The organism is Halomonas organivorans, from assembly GCF_014192055.1.
GTDB lineage: Bacteria > Pseudomonadota > Gammaproteobacteria > Pseudomonadales > Halomonadaceae > Halomonas > Halomonas organivorans.
This window is the reverse complement of record NZ_JACHXM010000001.1, coordinates 125,589-144,537: the sequence shown is the minus strand read 5'-3', so window position 1 is coordinate 144,537 and position 18,949 is coordinate 125,589. Positions and strand designations below refer to the sequence as shown.

General features: G+C 65.1%; 14 protein-coding genes. 12 read left to right on the top strand and 2 right to left on the bottom strand.

Translation table 11 applies throughout. From position 1 onward, the window contains the following. The first annotated feature begins 43 nt into the window (after positions 1-43). Positions 44-946, top strand: coding sequence for a LysR family transcriptional regulator (locus tag FHR96_RS00640; protein WP_183385712.1), 903 nt, complete (start codon positions 44-46; stop codon positions 944-946). 53 nt (positions 947-999) lie between these two features. On the opposite strand, the gene FHR96_RS00635 is transcribed toward FHR96_RS00640, so the two are convergent. Continuing rightward, positions 1,000-2,430 (bottom strand): YfcC family protein, encoded by a 1,431-nt coding sequence (locus FHR96_RS00635; RefSeq protein WP_183385711.1) that lies wholly within the window; start codon positions 2,428-2,430, stop codon positions 1,000-1,002. A 150-nt stretch (positions 2,431-2,580) separates the two neighbouring features. Next, positions 2,581-3,045 (bottom strand): Lrp/AsnC family transcriptional regulator, encoded by a 465-nt coding sequence (locus FHR96_RS00630; protein ID WP_183385710.1) that lies wholly within the window; start codon positions 3,043-3,045, stop codon positions 2,581-2,583. Between the two features lie 134 nt (positions 3,046-3,179). Here FHR96_RS00630 and kynU point away from each other — a divergent pair, with 134 nt between their 5' ends. The 11 genes from kynU (at position 3,180) to FHR96_RS00575 (ending at position 18,947) form a co-directional block, all read left to right on the top strand. Beyond that, positions 3,180-4,409, top strand: a complete 1,230-nt coding sequence (gene kynU / locus FHR96_RS00625) for a kynureninase (RefSeq protein WP_183385709.1) — start codon at positions 3,180-3,182, stop codon at positions 4,407-4,409. A gap of 28 nt (positions 4,410-4,437) precedes the next feature. Beyond that, a complete protein-coding gene (locus FHR96_RS00620) occupies positions 4,438-5,280 on the top strand; it encodes an alpha/beta hydrolase (protein ID WP_183385708.1) in 843 nt (280 codons plus the stop codon). After that, a complete protein-coding gene (gene kynA / locus FHR96_RS00615; RefSeq protein WP_183385707.1) occupies positions 5,277-6,137 on the top strand; it encodes a tryptophan 2,3-dioxygenase in 861 nt (286 codons plus the stop codon). The genes FHR96_RS00620 and kynA overlap by 4 nt, the downstream gene beginning before the upstream one ends. 323 nt (positions 6,138-6,460) lie before the next feature. Beyond that, entirely contained in the window at positions 6,461-7,675 is a 1,215-nt protein-coding gene (locus tag FHR96_RS00610) for an aromatic amino acid transporter (protein ID WP_183385706.1), read from the top strand. 140 nt (positions 7,676-7,815) lie between these two features. Continuing rightward, a complete protein-coding gene (locus tag FHR96_RS00605; RefSeq protein ID WP_183385705.1) occupies positions 7,816-9,132 on the top strand; it encodes a DUF2252 domain-containing protein in 1,317 nt (438 codons plus the stop codon). 80 nt (positions 9,133-9,212) lie between these two features. Further along, positions 9,213-10,700, top strand: coding sequence for a glutamate-cysteine ligase family protein (locus tag FHR96_RS00600; protein ID WP_183385704.1), 1,488 nt, complete (start codon positions 9,213-9,215; stop codon positions 10,698-10,700). Then, the gene (locus FHR96_RS00595; RefSeq protein ID WP_183385703.1) at positions 10,701-11,747 is read left to right on the top strand and encodes a M14 family metallopeptidase; all 1,047 of its coding nucleotides are present in this window, start codon (positions 10,701-10,703) and stop codon (positions 11,745-11,747) included. A 66-nt stretch (positions 11,748-11,813) separates the two neighbouring features. Continuing rightward, complete coding sequence (locus FHR96_RS00590; protein ID WP_183385702.1) at positions 11,814-13,463, top strand: Glu/Leu/Phe/Val dehydrogenase dimerization domain-containing protein; 1,650 nt, start codon at positions 11,814-11,816, stop codon at positions 13,461-13,463. 22 nt (positions 13,464-13,485) lie between these two features. Beyond that, complete coding sequence (locus FHR96_RS00585) at positions 13,486-16,371, top strand: response regulator (RefSeq protein WP_183385701.1); 2,886 nt, start codon at positions 13,486-13,488, stop codon at positions 16,369-16,371. A gap of 69 nt (positions 16,372-16,440) precedes the next feature. Then, positions 16,441-17,919, top strand: a complete 1,479-nt coding sequence (locus tag FHR96_RS00580; protein ID WP_183385700.1) for a protein adenylyltransferase SelO — start codon at positions 16,441-16,443, stop codon at positions 17,917-17,919. A gap of 245 nt (positions 17,920-18,164) precedes the next feature. Beyond that, positions 18,165-18,947, top strand: a complete 783-nt coding sequence (locus tag FHR96_RS00575; protein ID WP_343066313.1) for an ATP-binding cassette domain-containing protein — start codon at positions 18,165-18,167, stop codon at positions 18,945-18,947. The last annotated feature ends 2 nt before the right edge of the window (positions 18,948-18,949 follow it).

The following is an 18,949-nucleotide window of genomic DNA, read 5'->3' as shown; positions in this document are numbered from 1 at the left end:
AAGGCCGGCTGGATGTCTGAGGTTGTTCTGGTGAGGTGGGAGAATGAAAGAGCTCAACTTGCGCTATTTCCAGAGCGTTGCCTTGACCGGCTCGCTGTCGGCGGCAGCGGAGGATTTACATGTGGCGGTATCCGCCGTCAGTCGGCAGATCACTAACCTGGAAAACCGGCTAGAGATCAAGCTTTTCGATAGGCAGCCAAGAGGGATGAAGCTGACCGACGCTGGAGAGATGCTGCTTGCCTACTCCCTGCGAAATCAGCTGGAAATAAATCGCGTTATCTCCGAAATGCAAGGAGTGACGAAGCGTAAAAAGCAGACCGTTAAGGTGGCTTGCCCGGAAGGCATGGCGTGGCACTTTCTCCCCAGTGCTATCTCCCGTTTTACCGCGAAGTTTCCCGAAACTCGGTTCGATCTTCTCGTCGTGGATTCGGTGCGTGCCTCGGAGCTGGTAAAGGAGGGTGCCGTGGATATTGCCCTGACGTTCAGCCTGTCACCGGACGTCGGCGTGAAGGTGGTCTCCAGTCATGATGCCTCTATCTGTGCCCTCATGCCGAGGACACACCCTCTGGCGAGCCGGGAAAGCGTTGGTGTCGAGGATGTCGTCGACTACCCGCTGGCCATGTCGCTGAGCGGCACCACCATGCGCTACCTCTTCGATATGGCATGCAGCCTGGCCGGCGTAAAGGTGTTGCCGGACTTTTCCTGCGACTCCCTGGGGGCCATTTACACCATGGTCAGCGAGAGTTCGAGCATGATCGCCCTGTGCAGTGCCGTCGCCGTCAGTGGCAAGGTGGAATGGGATGGGTTGATCCTCAAGCCCATGAAGGAGCCGCAGCTTTCGCTGCGGAACCTTCAGTTGCAGGTGATGGCGGATCGAAAGCTGCCGGGGAACGTCGATGACTTCTTGGTGTTCCTGGACGACCGGTTGACGTTCATCTGCCGTTAGGCGAGTCGGCCGCCTGGCCGGACGTGTTTGCCAGGCAGCTGACGATGCTCCCCTCAGAAGGGCCCGTAGTTGATGCCGACGGCGACGGCGACGAAGATGCCGCCCACTACGACCCAGATCAATGCCAGCGGCAGGACGAACCTGAACCACGCCACATAGGAAACCCTGGCGATTGCCAGACAGGCCATCAAGGTACCCGACAGCGGCGTTATGATGTTGGTGACGGCATCGCCAAGCTTGAAGGTGATGAAGGTGGACTGGCGGGTAACCTCCAGCATGTCGCCGATCGGGACCATGATTGGCATGACGATGGCCGCTTGCCCCGTGCCCGAGGTGATGAGCCCGTTGAAGGTCAGATTGAAGGCATACAGCAACTGCATGGCCATGATCTTCCCGTGACTGTCCAGCGAGTTCACGATGCTGTGCACGATGGTGTCGATCAGGCTGGCCTGCTTGAGCAGCACGATGACGGCTGCCGCAACGCCGACGACCAGGGCCCCGTACATGACCTCGCTTGCCCCGGCCATCATCCGCTTGACGAAATCATTGGGCGTGATGCGACAGATCATGGCGGTGGCGATGCCGAGGATGATGAAGATCGCGGAGAGCTCCTTGATCCCCCAGCCGAAGTTGAAGCCGCCGTAGAGGAAGGCGCCGATGGCCGCTGGAATGAGTAGTAAGACGGCCTTGTGCGAAAGGCTGAGCATCGGTGCGGCCTCGAGGTCGTCCTTCTCCTGGCGAGACGCCATGGTCGCACTACCCATGAGGCTGCTGTCGGGATCCTGCTTGATACGTCGGGCATAGCGGCAGATATAGGCGATGGTGATGCCCAGGAAAACGAGGAAGATGACGCCACGGAAGAGAAAACCAGAGAACAGAGGAAGCTCGGCGATCTTCTGGCCAGTGACGGTGACCACCGGGTCGAAGACACCACCGGAGAAACCTGCATAGGCGCCGAGGAAGATCATCGCCACGCCGACGATGGGATCAAGCTGTAGCGACCTCGATAGGAGCAAGCCGATGGGAATGAAGGCGATCGCAAGATTGGGAGCGATACCGACGGAAGCGAGAATCGCGAAGGTCGTACAGAACATGATGATCAGTATGTTCTGCCGACCTTTGGCCAGGTGGATGAGCCGGTAGATCCCTTTGTTGATGACACCCGTCGACTCGATGACTTTCAGGGCGCCTCCCACCACCAGGATGAGGAAAATGATGCTGGAGGCTCCCGTCAGTCCTTGGTGGATGGCCGTGAAAAGATCGAGAAAGCCCAGCGGTGTCGAGTCGATATACTGGAAGCTGTCTGTGGAAACCTGGGTGAGTCCGTTTTTCTGTATTCTCTCGTAACTCCCGGCCGGGATGATATGTGAGAGTATCATCACGAGTATCATGAAGCTGAACAGGATCACGAAGACATCGGGCATTGGCAGCTTCCTGCCCTTCGGCGCCCTGGCCGATGATTCCATTGTTGTCTCTTCCGCCATGTCTCACTCCGATATTGATTCTTGTGTTTTCGAGGTCTTGTTGCGGATTTTTCACGCTAGCAAGGTGCTTGCATTATTAACAATTACGGATTTTTCAAGTGCTTCTTCTGTTTTTTGCAAGCGACGACCTCGTTCATGACAGGACAGGCGCTACCCCGTCTTCAGCGGCCCTCCGCTCTTGAGCGTGTCCATGGCTACCTGGGTGGCGACGTCGTGGAGGCCGTCGAGCGGGCTCACCGCCTCGGCGAGGAAGGTCGACAGCGCGCCCAGGCTTTCGACCACCACCTTGAACAGGAAGTCGTGATTGCCGGTGACGGTATGGCACTCGGTGACTTCGTCGCGGGCCAGCAGCGCCGCCACGGCCTCGTGGGGATGGTGCATGCGCGACTTGTCCATGGAGACGAAGATGAAGGCGGTTACCGCCAGCCCCAGGGCGGGCGGGTCAAGCCGCAGCGAGTAGCCCTGGATGACGCCTTCGCGCTCCAGTCGCGCCAGTCGTCGTGAACACTGGCTGGGTGAGAGGCTGACGGCCTCGGAGAGTGCGCCGAGGGTGAGGCGGGCGTCGCGCTGCAGGGCGTGGAGGAGCTTCAGGTCGAAGCGGTCGAGTGACGTCATTTGTCGTTTTTCTCTATTTAGTGAAAAAGTCTTGCACATAAGGTGCTGTCGAGCGCATAAGAACGCAACCCCGCGTCATCCCTCTCCCCCTAGAATGTTCCCAGGTGATTCCCTTTCCTTTCCGGAGACCCGACATGAGCGTGAGCCTGGAACGCGTCCGCGAGCTTGATCGCCAGGATCCCCTGGCCGACTTCAAGTGCCGCTTCGCCCTGCCCGAAGGCGTCCTTTATCTCGACGGCAACTCCCTCGGCGCCCAGCCGACGGCGGCCCGCCAGGCGGTGGACGGAACCCTGGACCAGTGGCGCGACGAGCTGATCAAGGGCTGGAACCAGGGCTGGTTCGACGCCCCCGAGCGCCTCGGCGACCTGATGGCACCCATCATCGGCGCCCGCGACGGTGAGGTGGTGGTCACCGACAACATCACGCTCAATCTCTTCAAGCTGCTGGGCTACATCACCGGGCAGCGCAGCGACGACCGCCGCACGGTGCTCAGCGAGGGCGGCAACTTCCCCACCGACGGCTATATCGCCCAGGGCTTCTGCCGGGTCAGCGGTCACGAGCATCGTTTCCTGCCGGAGGGCGGAGAGCTCGCCGCGCACCTGGACGGCGTGGCGGTGGTGGTGCTGAGCCAGGTCAACTACCGCACCGGGCGGCTGCGTGACATGGCGGCTACCACGCGGCTGGTGCACGAACATGGCGCCGAGGTGATCTGGGACCTGGCCCACTCGGCCGGGGCGCTGCCGGTGGACCTCAACGGCTGCGGGGCGCGCTATGCGGTGGGCTGCACCTACAAGTACCTCAACGGCGGTCCCGGCGCCCCGGCCTTCCTGTACGTCCACCGCGACCACCAGGACGGCGGCTGGCAGCCGCTCTCCGGCTGGCACGGCCACGCCGCGCCCTTCGCCTTCGAGGCCGACTATGCGCCGGCCGGCGATATCACGCGGTTTCGCACCGGCACCCACTCGGCGTTGATCTACAGCGCCCTGGAGGCCTCGCTTTCCGTGTGGGCCGAGGTCGACATGCAGGCCCTGCGCGACAAAAGCCTGGCGATGAGCGAGCTGTTCCGCGAGTGCCTGGCCGGCATCTTCGCCGCCCATGGCATCGAGGATCTCACCCCGCCCACCGAGGCGCGTGGCAGCCAGGTCTCGCTGGTGGATACCGAGCACGGCTACGCCATCGTTCAGGCGCTGATCGCCCGAGGGGTGATCGGCGACTACCGCGAGCCGGGCCTGATGCGCTTCGGCTTCACGCCGCTCTACCTGAGCTTCGAGGACGTCTGGCGGGCGGCGCGGCATTTCCGCGAGGTGGTCGAAAGCGGTGAGTACCGGGAGCCGCGCTTCCAGGTACGCGGCGCGGTGACCTGAAGGCTGGGAAAGCAAAGGAGCGGATGTCATGACCGACCAGGCACTGGACCATGCCTACTCGCCGAGCCGTTGGGCACGGAATTTCGACGCCAGCCTGGAGCGCCAGGCAGCGCTTGGCAGGCGCCTGCGGGAACGCCATGTGCCGCAGCGCCTGAGCTATGGATCGGGAGCCTGGGAGGGGATCAATCTCTTCCTGCCGGCGACGGGCAAACCACGCTCGCTGATGGCGTTCTTGCACGGAGGCTACTGGCAGGAGCTCGACGCCTCTGCGACGGACTTCATGGCCGCTGATTGGCTCGAGGCCGGTTGGGCCTTTGCGTCAGTGGATTATCCACTTGCGCCTCAGGCTTCCATCGAGGCAATGATCGAGGCCTGCCGGCACGCGGTAGCGGTTCTGCGACATGTGCTCGGCGAGCTGAACCGGGAAGCCAGCCTTCACCTGGGCGGCCATAGTGCTGGCGCACACTTGGCATTGATGAGCTGCCTGGGCGGGAAAGGGCTGTCTGGTATCGACTCGCTATGGTTGATCAGCGGTATTTATGACCTGCGCCCCCTGGTGGAGACATACATCAATGAGCCGCTGGGGCTGGATCATGAACGTGCCGAGCGGCTCAGTCCCCTGTGTCAGCCACTGGCGGGGCTTCCGCCATTGCATCTGGTATGCGGGGCGTTCGATCCGCCGGCGTTCCACGCGCAGAGCGAATGGCTCGATGAGCAGGTGCGAGCGGCCAGGGTGCCCAGCCGACTCACCGTACTCAAGGACTGTGACCATTTCGACATTCTCGAACGACTCGGCTGCATGCCAGGCCGCTCGAGGGACGATCCATCGGCAAACGTATCATCATGGGTGGAAGTAGGAGAGCAACCGTGAACCATTCAAACGAGAACAAGACACGCCGGAATGCCGTGAACCTGCAGGACGAAAAAAGTGTTCACTGGGATCAGGGCATGAGCTATGGGCAGTACCTTGGGCTCGAGGCTCTGCTGTCCTGTCAGCGCCCTGTCTCTGACGAGCATGATGAAATGCTCTTCGTGATTATCCACCAGGTCTCCGAGCTATGGCTCAAGCAGGGCCTGCACGAGGCGCATGCGGCGGCGCGGCATATTGCGGCGGACCAACTCCGGCCGGCCTTCAAGATGCTCAGCCGGGTTGCGCGAATCCAGGAGCAGATGATCCAGGCCTGGGAAGTGCTGGTTACCATGACACCTACCGACTATGTCAGTTTCCGCGACAGCCTTGGGCAGAGCTCCGGTTTTCAGTCGTATCAGTACCGGGAGCTGGAGTTTCTGTTGGGCAACAAGCACCCCGGTATGGTCAAGGTGCATCGCTCGCACGCCGAGCATTACCAGAGGCTCATGAGTGTCTTGCAGGCCCCAAGCCTGTATGACGTCAGCCTGCAGTTGCTGGCTCGGCGAGGTTTCAAGCTGCCGGCATCGGTACTGGAGCGAGACTGGTCGGAGCCGTACGAGGCTTGTGCCGAGGTCGAAGCCGTGTGGGCAGACATCTACGCCAATACTGATCAGCACTGGGACCTGTACGAACTGGCGGAAAAGCTGGTAGATACCGAGTACAACTTCCACAAATGGCGCTTTAGCCACATGAAAACCGTGGAACGTATCATTGGCCACAAGAGCGGGACTGGCGGCACCTCAGGGGTGTCCTATCTGCAGAAGGCGCTGGATCTGAAGTTCTTTCCTGAGCTCTGGTCGGTCAGGACCTCGCTGTAGCCGGCTTGCCCGGCGCTCCATTAGAAGCGGTGACAGTGTTCGGTACGCGCTTGAGGATGTCATGACGCGTGCCGAAAGCATGCTTGGATGGTGACAAATAACCTTCAAGCTTCACGAGAAGCCTGGAGCAACCTTTCCTGCGCAGTGGGGTGCTGGGTAAGGCGCGGTGCGGTTGTCAACTGCAGGGCGCGTCAGAGGCGTTTTGCGAAGGAAGGCTTGGGAAGACCAGGGAAGACCAGGCCGACATTTCGGAACAGGTATCGCGTTCGTGCCCGTTGGATCATGTCGGTCGACAAGCAATTTTTGACTATCGGATGATGACTATGACAAGAAAATCCTCGGTTGTCGGTGGCGCCAGCATAGTGGCAAGCGTATGCGTCGGCGCGGGCATGCTTGGGCTGCCCAGTGCCGGTGCCGGCGCCTGGATGCTGTGGTCGGGGCTGGCGCTGTGTATCACCATGATCGTGATGACGCTATCCGGGTGGATGCTGCTCGAAACACTTGGACAGTATGAGTACAGGGCGTCTTTCAATACGGTCACAAAAGCCATTCTTGGCAAGAGAGTGTGCTTTTTCAACAACTTGATGGTGTATTTCGTTGGCGCTATCTTGCTTTATGCCTACACGACATCTTCCGGCTTGATGATAGAAAGTGCCTTGGGTATTAACGAGAAGCTGGCTTCCGTCATTTTCGTGGCAGTGTTTTCGTCCTTCGTGCTTCATTCCACTCGTGCCGTGGATCGGCTGTCCGTTCTACTGATTCTGTTCATGGTGTTGAGCTTCGTGTTTGGTGTCTTTGGCTTGACAGTCGAGGTGAATATTTCCTCTCTTGTGAGTAGCCTTGAAGAGGAAGTGAAGAGGTTACCTTTTGTGCTGGCCATGTTCCCCGTTGCCCTGACTTCCTTTGGCTATCATCACTCCGTGGCCTCCCTGCGGTCGTACTATCAGGATGAGAGGAAAGCCGGGCAGGCCATTCTTGGCGGTACTGTCATCGCCCTTCTGCTGTATGTTTTGTGGGTCGTCAGCATATTCGGCAATCTGCCTCGGTCAGCATTTGATGGAATTCTTTCCCAGGGTGGTGAGGTCGACGTCCTTCTCTCTTCTCTTGGCGGGGTGATCGTGTCAGAGAGGGTTTCCGATATCATCGGTGCCTTTTCATCCGCTGCTGTTTTTTCCTCCTTTGTCGGCGTTGGTCTGGGAGTTTTCGACTTCATGGCAGACTTGGCAGGGTTCGACGATGATCGAAGAGGGCGCCTGAAAACCTGGGCCATCACGTTCCTTCCCCCTCTTGTCCTGTCACTGCTGTTTCCATTCGGTTTCCTGCTGGCTATTGGCTACGCGGGGGCTGCTGCGACGGTTTGGACGTGCATCATACCTGCCATGTTGGCAAGAAAGTCCCGCATGACGGTGGAAGGGAAGCGTGCGTTCCTGGCGCCGGGCGGCAATGCCGCGATCTTTCTGGTACTGCTGTTCGGCGTTACCGTTGGAGTCCTGCATTTCATGGGGGTTTTTGGCCTGCTGCCGGTCCCTGAGTTCTAAATGACCGCATGAGCGTGCAGGCTCATGCCTGGGGTGAAGGCCACAGGGTTGACGCGTCCGGCTTGCCGGCGGTCGCCAGGCTTGCTTGACTGACGAGGGCCGCGGGACTGCGGCCCTCTTCTGCCATTGGGAGTCTACGCATGTCGCCACCGCTGACCCGCCACAATCGCCCCCGCCGGGTGCTCGATGCCATCGAGGCGGCCAACGCCGACCTGAGCGCCGACGAGCGTGCCGCCAAGTACGCCAAGCTGGCCGAGTCGCCGTATCGCTTCTTCCGCGGCACCAACCATCTTTACTGGGACGACGTCTGGCACGACTGGCGCTTCGCGCTCTACGGCGGACTGCCCGAGACCCAGACCTGGCTGCAGGGTGACGCCCACGTCTACAACTTCGGCGCCTATGGTCACCACGACGATGCCGTGCGCTACGGCATGGACGACTTCGACGACGCCCTGGTCGGCGACTACCAGTACGATCTCTGGCGGCTGGCCATCAGCCTGGTGCTGGACGCCCGGGAAAATGCGGAGCTGTCGCGCAAGGGCATCGACAAGTCGCTCGCAACGCTTATCGAAGCTTACCTGGACGAGCTCGACGATCACGCCGAGGGCGAGATCCCCGGCGCGGTGACCCTGGATACCGCCAAGGGGCCGCTGGGTCCCTTCCTGGAGAAGGTGGCGCGCAAGGAGAGCCGGGAGAAAATGCTCGACAAGTGGACCACGCTTGGTGAGGACGGCCGGCGCTTCGCCGTTGACGAGCGTCCGGAAAAGCTGGCCCGGCTGCCGGCGCACCTGGCCAGCCAGCTACGCAAGGCCGTCGAGGGCGAGTATCGCGATACCCTGCGCGGCGCCCGTGCCGAGGCCGAGGAGGATCATTTCCGGGTCAAGGACATGGCGCGACGGCTCGATGCCGGCACCGGCTCGTTGGGGCTCGAGCGCTACTACGTGCTGATCGAGGGCGGGCGCGACCACGCTCACGACGACGTCATCCTCGACGTCAAGCGTCAGACCCCGCCCGAGGGCTGGCGGTTGATGAACGCCGCCGAGAAACGAGACTGGCGCCGCGCCTTTGCCCACGAGGGCGCCCGTCATGCCGCCGCCTTCACCGCTATCGCCGAGCACCCCGATGTCTACCTCGGCTGGCTGCATCTGGGCCAGGCGGTGTTCTCGGTGCGCGAGCGCTCGCCCTTCAAGGAAGACTTTCCCACCCACAAGCTCGACGGCGACAAGCCCTATCGCAAGCTGGCCAAGCAGTGGGGGCGGATCCTCGCTCGCGAGCACCTGCGCGGCGCCCGGGTGCTTCACGCCGACGACCCCGGGCGTTTTGCCCGCGTGGTGGGCGAGCGTGTCGAGGGCGGGCGAGACCACTTCGTCGACATGGTGGCGACCCTGGCCTTCAGCTACGCCGATTGCGTGGCCCTGGATCATCGCACCTTCGTCGAGGCCCGGGAGACGGAGTAGGCCTTCGCAGTAGATCGGCATCAAGTCCGACGGGGTCCTAGACTGACACTATCGGCGGCCACTTTCCCGGAGGGGCGGCGATGGGTGCGGTCATCGATCGCGAGGCCTTCTCGGCGTCGGACTACCAGCATTTCGGCAAGCGCCTGCGCCAGAGCCTCGACATCCTGCACGAGCTGCTTGGCCAGCCGGGCTTCGGTGTCGGCGCGCCCAGCATCGGCGCCGAGCTGGAGGCCTATATCGTCGACGGCCGGGGGCGGGTGGCGCTCCTCAACCAGGCGTTGCTCGAGGGCCTCGGGGATCCCCAGCTGCAGCTGGAGCTCAACCGCTTCAACATCGAGTACAACCTGGCGCCGTTGTCGCTGTCGGGGTGCCCGATGCATGCCCTGGAGGACCAGTTGCGCCTGGCCCTGCGGCGGCTCGAAGAGGCTGCCTCGGCGTACCGGGCCCATATCGTGCCGATCGGTATTCTGCCCACCTTGAGGCGCGCCGATCTGGGCAGTCATGCGATGAGCGACTTGCCGCGCTATCGCGCCCTGGAACGCGAGCTCCAGCGGATGCGCGGCGAGCCCTTCGATGTGGAGATCCGCGGCGAGGACAGCGTGCGGGTCTCGAGCGATCATGTGGTGCTGGAGGGCGCCAACACCTCCTTGCAAGTGCACCTGCGGGTTGACCCCGAACGCTTTGCCGACACCTATAACGCTGCCCAGCTGGTCACGCCCCTGGTGCTGGCGCTGGCCGCCAACTCGCCGCTGTTCCTGCAGCGGCTGCTGTGGGACGAGACCCGCATCGCGCTGTTCAAGCAGTCCGTGGACTGCCGGATGCGCGACGCCCGCTGGCGCGAGCCGGCACGGGTGAACTTCGGCCAGGGCTGGGTCCGTCAGAGCCCATGGGAGCTGTTCGCCGAGGCGGTCGCCCTCTATCCGCCCATCCTGCCGATCATCGCCGATGCCTGGCCCGAGGATTCGCCATCCGGCTCCACGGCGCCGGGCCTGGCGGAGCTGCGCTTGCACATGGGAACCGTCTGGCCCTGGAATCGGGCCGTCTACGATCCCGTCGGCGATGGTCATCTGCGCCTGGAGATGCGCGCCCTGCCGTCGGGGCCGACCGCCGTGGACATGGTGGCCAACGTGGTCCTGATGCTGGGCCTGGTGGCGGCCCTGCGCGACGACATCGCACGCTGGCTGAGCGCCATGCCGTTCCGCTATGCCGAATACAATTTCTATCGCGCCGCCCAGTCGGGGCTCGACGCCCGGCTGCTGTGGCCGCATCGCAAGCACCATCGGCTGGAGGAGACGCCGGTGGTCGACCTCCTCGAGCGGCTGCTGCCGGACGTTCAGCGAGGCCTGCGCTCGCTGGGAGTGGGCGATGCCGACACCTCACCCTATCTGGCGGTGATCGGCGAGCGTCTGGCGGCGCGGACCAGCGGCGCCGTCTGGCAGCGTCGTGCGCTGTCGCACTTCGAAGGTCAGGGACGCTCCCGGCATCGGGCCTGCCAACGCCTGCTGGAGGCCTATCAGGCCGCCATGGCGACCAACCTGCCGGTGGCGCGCTGGCCCCTGGAGGACTGAATGAACGCGCTCGAACTCCCCGTGATCCGCGATCCCAGGGTCGAGCATGCGGATATTGCGGCTTGGCTACAGTCGCTGGGTGGCCCGGTATGGCTGATCCTCGAGGGTGAGGACACCCGGCGCTGTCGGGTCGTCACGACCCTGCTGCATGGCAACGAGCCGTCCGGGACGCTGGCGCTGCATCGCTGGCTGATGAGCGGCCCGCGGCCCCGCACGCGCCTGGCGGTGCTGCTGGCCAACGTGCACGGGGCCCTGAGTCATCCCCTGTTCACCCATCGCCATACCGTGGACGGGCGAGACCTCAACCGCTGTTTCCGGGCGCCCTTCGAAGGGCCATCCGGGGCGCTGGCCCGGGCGATCGCCCATGACCTGGCGGCGCTGGTGCCGGAGCTCGTGGTCGATCTGCACAACACCTCGGGCAACGGCCCGGCCTTCGCCGTCGCCACCCGCCGCCACCCCGTCATCGAGGCGCTGGCCGGACGCTTCTGCGAGCGGCTTGTCGTCACCGACCTGCGGCTCGGCAGCCTGATGGAGCTGCCCCACGAGATGCCGGCACTCGCTGACTGTCCGGTATTCACCCTGGAGTGCGGCGGCGCCCTGCAGCCCGAGGCCCGGGAGGTCGCCGAGGGGCTGTTTCGTCTGCTTTCCGACTGTCTCGATCCGGCGGCGCTGTCATCGATCCCGTATCTCGAGGTGCTGGTCCATCCGCTGCGCGTCGAGCTGCGGCCGGGCGCGAGCGTCGTCTATGCCCGGGAGCCGCGCCCCGGCGTCGACCTGACCCTGTGGGCGCGCATCGACGAGCACAACCGCGGCGTGACCCAGCCAGACGCACGACTCGGCTGGCTGGGCGAGCGGGGGGTGGCCTGCCTGACGGCGCGCGATGGCCTGGGTCGAGAACGCGTGGACGAGCTGCTCGAGGCGCGTGACGGCCGACTGCACGCCCGGCGGCCGCTGCGCCTGTTCATGGCCACCACCAACAGCGAGATCGCCCGCAGTGACTGCCTGTTCTATGCGGTGTCCGCTGTGAGCGAGGGTAGCCTACGCTGATAGAAACCCGTGCCACCGGCGCCACATCGGGCGGCGTAGCGCGTGTCCCTACGGGAGGACTCGATCATGCAGGATTCCCCGGTGCAGCTGCTGCTGGTCGAGGACAACCCCATGCATCGCGAGCTGATCATGAAGCTGCTCGGCGATGACCCCCAACTGCGCTGCGAGGTCGAGGCGGTGGGCAACCTGGCCGATGGCCTGACTCGACTGGTCAAGCAGGGCGTGGACCTGGTGCTGCTGGATCTGGTGCTGCCCGACAGCGAGGAGCTGGAGACCCTGTTTCGGGTGCGCCTGGTGGCGCCCCAGGTGCCGGTGGTGGTGCTCACCAGCCTCGACGATGTCAAGCTGGCGGCGCGGGCCGTGGAGTCCGGCGCCTACGACTACCTGGTGAAGTCGCACCTCAAGAGCGTGTCGCTCGGCCGGGCGATCCGCTACACCCTGTCGCGGGCCCGGGCGCGGGGCGGCGAGTGGGACTCGCCGATGTTCCGCCTGGCCCAGCAGCAGTTCCTCAAGGCCGCCCAGTACATGGGGCTGGACGACAACCTGCGCCAGCGCCTGCTGTTTCCTCAGCGCACCCAGATGGTCAGCTTCCCGTTTTTCCGCGACGACCGTGCCCAGGTGGAGACGGTGTTCGGCTATCGGGTCCAGCACCTGCTCTCCATGGGGCCGACCAAGGGCGGCATTCGCTACCACGAGGACGTCGACCTGGGCGAGGTGGCGGCCCTGGCGATGTGGATGACCTGGAAGTGCGCGCTGATGAAGCTGCCCTTCGGCGGCGCCAAGGGCGGCGTGCGGGTCGACCCGACCACTCTTAGCGACCGCGAGCTGCAGCGCCTGACGCGGCGCTACACCACCGAGATCATCGACATCATCGGCCCCGACAAGGACATCCCGGCCCCGGACCTGGGCACCGACGAGCGTGTCATGGCGTGGCTGATGGACACCTACAGCCAGCAGGTCGGCCATACGGTGCCGGCGGTGGTGACCGGCAAGCCGGTAGTGCTGGGCGGTTCGCTGGGGCGCAAGGAAGCTACCGGCCGTGGACTGGTCTATCTGATCGAGGCCTCTGCCCGCCACCTGGGGCTCCAGCTGAGCGGCGCCACCGCGGTGGTGCAGGGCTTCGGTAACGTGGGCAGCCATGCGGCGCGCTTCCTCGCCGAACGTGGGGTGAAGATCATCGGCGTCGGTGACGCGTCCACCGCGCTCCACGACGAGGCCGGGCTGTCGGTAGAGGCGCTGACCGCCTATGCCGATGAGCATCGCCGCCTGCAAGGTTTTCCCGCGCCGGAGATCGTCGACCACGACGAGCTGCTGGAGCTGGACTGCGACATCCTGGTGCTGGCCGCGCTGCAGAACCAGGTCACGGTGGAGAACGCTGCGCGCCTGGAGTGCCGCCTGCTCGCCGAGGGGGCCAATGGCCCGACCACGCTGGAAGCCGATGACATCCTCCAGGAGCGCGGCATCTTCGTGCTGCCGGATATCCTCGGCAATGCCGGTGGCGTCACGGTGTCCTACTTCGAGTGGGTGCAGGGCATGCAGAACCTGATGTGGAGCCTCGACGAGATCCACGAGCGCCTGCAGGCGATCCTGCTCGATGCCTTCCAGCGCACCCTTACCAGGGCCGAGGCGCAGCACCTCGACATGCGCACCGCGGCGCTGATCGAGGGCATCAGCCGGGTCACCGAGGCCAAGCTGATGCGCGGCATCTTTCCGTGAGCCGCCGCAAGGGGGTGCGGCGATGAACGACGACGACCGCGAGCGGGCGGATCGGGCCGAAGCGGTACATCGTCAGTTGATCGAGGCCCTGGAGGCGATCTCCGAGGGTTTTACCCTCTATGACGCCGAGGATCGCCTGGTGGCGTTCAACCGGCGTTTCCGTGATGACTGCTCCGGTGTCCCGCAGATGGTCCGAGTCGGCATGTGCTTCGAGGACATGATTCGCAGCGTGGCCGAGCAGGGCGTCATCCTCACCGGAGAGCGTTCGATAGAGGAGTGGGTCGCCTGGCGCCTTGCACAGCGCCGCGATCCCGGGCCGCCCTTCAAGCTCGAGCGCGGCGACGGGAGGCGGCTGATGATCAGCGAGCGCCGCACTCGCAACGGTGGGATCGTGGCTATCTACACCGACATCACCGAGCTTGAAGAGCAGCGCGAGTGCCTCGAGGCTCAGATGCGGCTGACCGAGGAGGCTCGCCACCAGCTCACCGAGGCCCTGGAATCGATCGCCGAGGGCTTTGCGATCTTCGACGCCGAGGACCGCCTGGTGCTCTACAACTCACGCTTCAAGGAGCATTTCGTCACCCCGGTGGACGTGGTCGAACCCGGGCTGCGCTTCGAGGACCTGCTGCGGGCGGTGGTCGCTCGGGGCACGATCCCCCGTGAGTATGCCAGCGGGGAGCAGTACGTCACCGAGCGCCTCGCTCAGCACCGTGAGCCGGTCGGCCCCTACCAGTTCACCCGCAGCGATGGGGTATGCGTGCAGATCAGCGAGCATCGCACCCGCGACGGAGACTACGTCGCCGTCTATTCCGACATCACCGAGCTCGAGCGCCACCGGCACCGTCTGGAGGAGCTGGTCACCGAGCGTACCGCCGAGCTGCAGTCCACCACCGAGGCGCTGCGCCGCTCCCAGGACGACCTGCGCCGTGCCCGAGACCAGGCGGAGCGGGCCAGTCAGGCCAAGGGCGAGTTCCTGGCCAACATGAGTCACGAGATCCGCACGCCCATGAACGGCGTGATCGGGGTGGCCGAGCTGCTGGAGCGCACCACGCTCACCGAGCAGCAGGCCGAGTACGTGGCGCTGATCCAGAAATCCGCCGATACCCTGCTGGGACTGATCAACAACATTCTCGACTTCTCCAAGATCGAGGCCGGCCGGCTCGAGCTCGAGGCCACGCCCTTCCCGCTGCGCGACACCTTGAGCGACACCCTCCAGACCCTGTCGCTACATGCCGCCGACAAGGGCCTGGAGCTGGCGGTGCACATTCCGCCGGAGGTGCCCGACCGGGTGCTGGGCGATCCCGTTCGCCTGCGCCAGGTGGTGGTCAACCTGGTCGGCAACGCCATCAAGTTCACCGAACGCGGCGAGGTGGTAGTCGATCTGCGCCTGGTCGCCCGCGAAACGGGGCGGATCCGGCTGGGCGTCGAGATCCGAGATACCGGCATCGGCATTCCCGTTGCCAAGCGCCACAGGATCTTCGAGGCCTTCGGCCAGGCCGACAGCTCCACCACCCGTCAGAGTGGTGGCACCGGGCTGGGGCTGTCGATCGCCGCCCAGCTGGTGGAGATGATGGGGGGCCATATCGAGGTCCGTGAGGGACTGGACGGTCGAGGCAGCCGCTTCGTCTTCGAGATCGACCTGGAGGTGCTCGAGGACGGGGCCGCCATGTCGCCGCCCGGCCTGAAGGGGATCGACGTACTGGTGGTGGATGACAATGCCACCAATCGGCGCATCCTCGACGAGATCCTGGTCGGCTGGGGCATGCACCCGGTATGCGTGGAGAGCGGACGCGAGGCCCTGGCGGCCCTGGCCCGGGCCGAGCAGGCGGGCGAGCGCTTCCCGCTGGCGCTGCTCGACATGATGATGCCGCACATGGATGGCCTGGCGCTGGCCGCACGCATCCGTGCTCACCCCTCCCATGCCGCCATGCCAATCCTGATGCTTTCCTCGGGTGGACGCTCCGGGGACGTGACGCGGCGTCGGCGATTGGGCATCGCCCGGCTGCTGCTCAAGCCGCTCAAGCAGTCCGAGCTGCTCGATGCCATCGGCGAGGCGTTGGGCGACAAGGGCGCGGCGAAGCGGAGCGGCGAGCCCGTTGCCCCGGCCACGGTGACGCCCCGGCGGGTGCTGCTGGTCGAGGACGGGCGCATCAACCAGCAGGTTGCCTGCGACCTGCTGAGACAGCGCGGCCACGCCGTGGTGCTGGCCGAGAACGGACGCGAGGCCGTCGATACCGTGGCGCGCGAGGCCTTCGACGTGGTGCTGATGGACATTCACATGCCGGTGATGGACGGTCTGGAGGCCGCCCGGGCGATCCGAGGGGCCGGGTATCGGCTGCCGATCGTCGCCATGACGGCCAGTGCCACCCGCGAGGATCGCGAGCGCTGCCTGGCGGCCGGGATGGATGATTTCGTTTCCAAGCCGTTTCGCGCCGCAGAACTTTATGCCGCGGTCGAACGCTCGGAAGGGGGAAAGGAGACGGGCCAGGAGGTGGAGGAGGGTGTCACATCGGACGCGTTGATATCGGCCGCAGTACTGGGTGGCGTCGAGGCCGCGCAGCTGCCCTGCCTGGACTGGGCAGGCGCCTTGAAGGCGTTGGACGGCAACCACGAGATGCTCGTCGAGATGGTCGAGATGTTTCGCCATGAGGGGCCGCGACTGATGGCGGAGATCGATACCGCCCTGGCGGCCGGTGAGGTCCGCACGCTGCGCCGCGCCGCCCATACCCTCAAGGGCTCGGCGCAAGTAGTGGGCGGCCTGGCGGCCGGTGAGGCCGCCAGGCGGCTGGAGGCGCTGGCCAAGACCGGCGAGCTGGCGCGGGCCGTGTCGGCCAGGGAGGCACTGGCGCGCCGATTGGACGAGCTGATGCCTGCGCTGGAGGCGACGTGCCGCGACGAAGGCGATTGAAACGTCGGGAATCTTGGTCGTCCCCGTCTGTCTCTGTAGGGTAGGCGTCACCAACCATGAGGAGGCGCCATGTTTCCCCCCTTTACCCTGCGCTATGCCCGTTTCCCCGATCGGCTGCGCGCCGAATGTTTGCCGACCCCGGTCGAGCGGCCGCGGCTGGTGGCCTTCAACCGGCCGCTGGCCGAGGAGCTGGGCTTCGATCTCGAGGCCTTCGACGTCGAGCGGGCCGCCGAAGCGCTGTCCGGCAACGCCGTGCCCGAGGGCGCCGAGCCCGTGGCCATGGCCTACGCCGGGCATCAGTTCGGCAACTTCGTGCCCCAGCTCGGCGACGGGCGGGCGTTGCTGCTGGGCGAGGTGATCGACCGGATGGGCAGGGTGCGCGACCTCCAGCTCAAGGGCAGTGGGCGCACGCCCTTCTCTCGGGGCGGCGACGGCCGGGCGCCGCTGGGACCGGTGCTGCGCGAGTACCTGGTCAGCGAGGCCATGCACGCCCTCGGCGTGCCCACCACCCGGGCGCTGGCCGCAGTGACCAGCGGCGAACGGGTGTTCCGGCACATCCCCGAACCCGGCGCGGTGCTGACCCGGGTGGCCGCCAGCCACCTGCGCGTGGGCACCTTCCAGTATTTTGCTGCCCGTCGCGATACCGAGGCCCTGCAGCTGCTGGCCGACGAGGCGATTGAGCGCCATTATCCTCACCTCGCCGAGCGTGAGGGCGGCGAGCGCTATCTGGGCCTGCTCGAGGCGGTGGTGGCGGCTCAGGCCGAGCTGGTGGCCCGCTGGATGGGGATCGGCTTCATCCACGGAGTGATGAACACCGACAACGCCGCCATCTCCGGCGAGACCATCGACTACGGGCCCTGCGCCTTCATGGACGCCTACGATCCGCGCACCGTGTTCAGCTCCATCGATGAGCGCGGCCGTTACGCCTTCGTCAACCAGCCGACCATCGCCCAGTGGAACCTGGCGCGCTTCGCCGAGACGCTGTTGGCGCTGATCGACGACGACACCGACCGCGCCATCGAACGTGCCACGGCGGCGATCGAGGCCTTCACCGAGCGCTTCGAGGCCAACCGCCTCGGCGTGATGCGCGCCAAGCTGGGGCTCGAGACCGCCGAGGAGGGCGACGGCGAGCTGATCGAGGCGCTGCTCGCGGCGATGCACGCCGGCCGCGCCGACTTCACCCTGGCCTTCCGCCGCCTGGCCGATGCCCTGGAAGGAGCCGAGGGCGAGGCACGGCTGGCCGAGCTGTTCGCCGACCGCGAGGCGCTGGACGCGTGGCTGTCGCGCTGGCGCGAGCGGCTGACTCGGGAAAACGCCGACGCCGCCGAGCTGGCGCGGCGCCTGCGCGCCACCAACCCGGCGGTCATCCCCCGCAACCACCGCGTCGAGCAGGCCATCGTCGCGGCCGCCGAGGACGACGATTTCGCCCCCTTCGAGGCGCTGCTGGCGGCGATCACCCGGCCCTTCGAGGAACCCCACGGCGAGATCGACTACATGCGCCCGCCGCATGACGACGAGAAGGTGCTGCGGACCTTCTGCGGCACCTGAGCCATTGCCTGGCGTTCGTTTACAGCGATGTGGCCTTTGGCCTCGTGAGCGCCCGACGCGGTCGCGAGGCCTGGGGGCGAGAGAACAGGTCCGGGCTATATCCGGCCGAACGAGACAGGGCTAGAGCGCGTTGTTTTTGCATCTGTTGTTATGATATAACCTTTCGCCTTTCGGCATCCCCAAGGCAGAAACATCTCGTGACCTCACCGGAAAGCGCCCCTGTTCTGAGGGTGGATCAATTGAGCGTGCGCCTGGGCGGACAAGACGTGGTGGATGGCCTGTCCTTCCAGCTGCAGCCCGGTGAGCGTGTCTGCCTGCTTGGCCCCTCCGGCTCAGGCAAGTCCCTCACGGCCAAGGCGATCCTCGGCCTGCTGCCCCCAGGGTCCTCAGTGGGGGGAGGCATACGGATCAATGGCATCGATGTCGGCAGGATGCGTGCGACCCGTCGCCCGTCGACAGCGCGCGCCGGCATGGTCTTTCAGGACACCCAGGCGGCACTGAACCCGCTGGTGAGTGTTGGCACCCAGCTTCGCGAGCCGTTCTTGCGCGCTCATGGCATGTCACGCCGTGAGGCGGAAAGGGCAGTCGTCGACCTCCTGGCGCGGATGAGGATCTCGGCCCCGGAGCGGGTCGTGCGACGTTCGTCGGCGGAGCTGTCCGGCGGCCAGCGCCAGCGTGTCTGCCTGGCCCTGGCGTTGGCCTGCAAGCCGGCGCTGATCGTCGCCGACGAGCCCACCACCGCGCTGGATGTGCTGTCCCAGGACGAGGTGCTGACGCTGCTGAGCGATGCCACCGGAACCGCTGGGACACCGTCGCTGCTGTTCATTTCCCACGACATGCACGCCGCAGCCCGGCTCTGCGAGCGGGCGGTGATCATCGACGATGGCCGGCTGGTAGAGAGCGGCGCCCTGGCAAACATCATCAAGGCTCCCGGGCATCGCTTCTCCCGCGAGCTGCTCGCGGCACTTCGCCATGGCGCAGGCCCCGGTGCCTATCGCGTGTCACCGGTCTGCGAGGTTACCGGATAGAT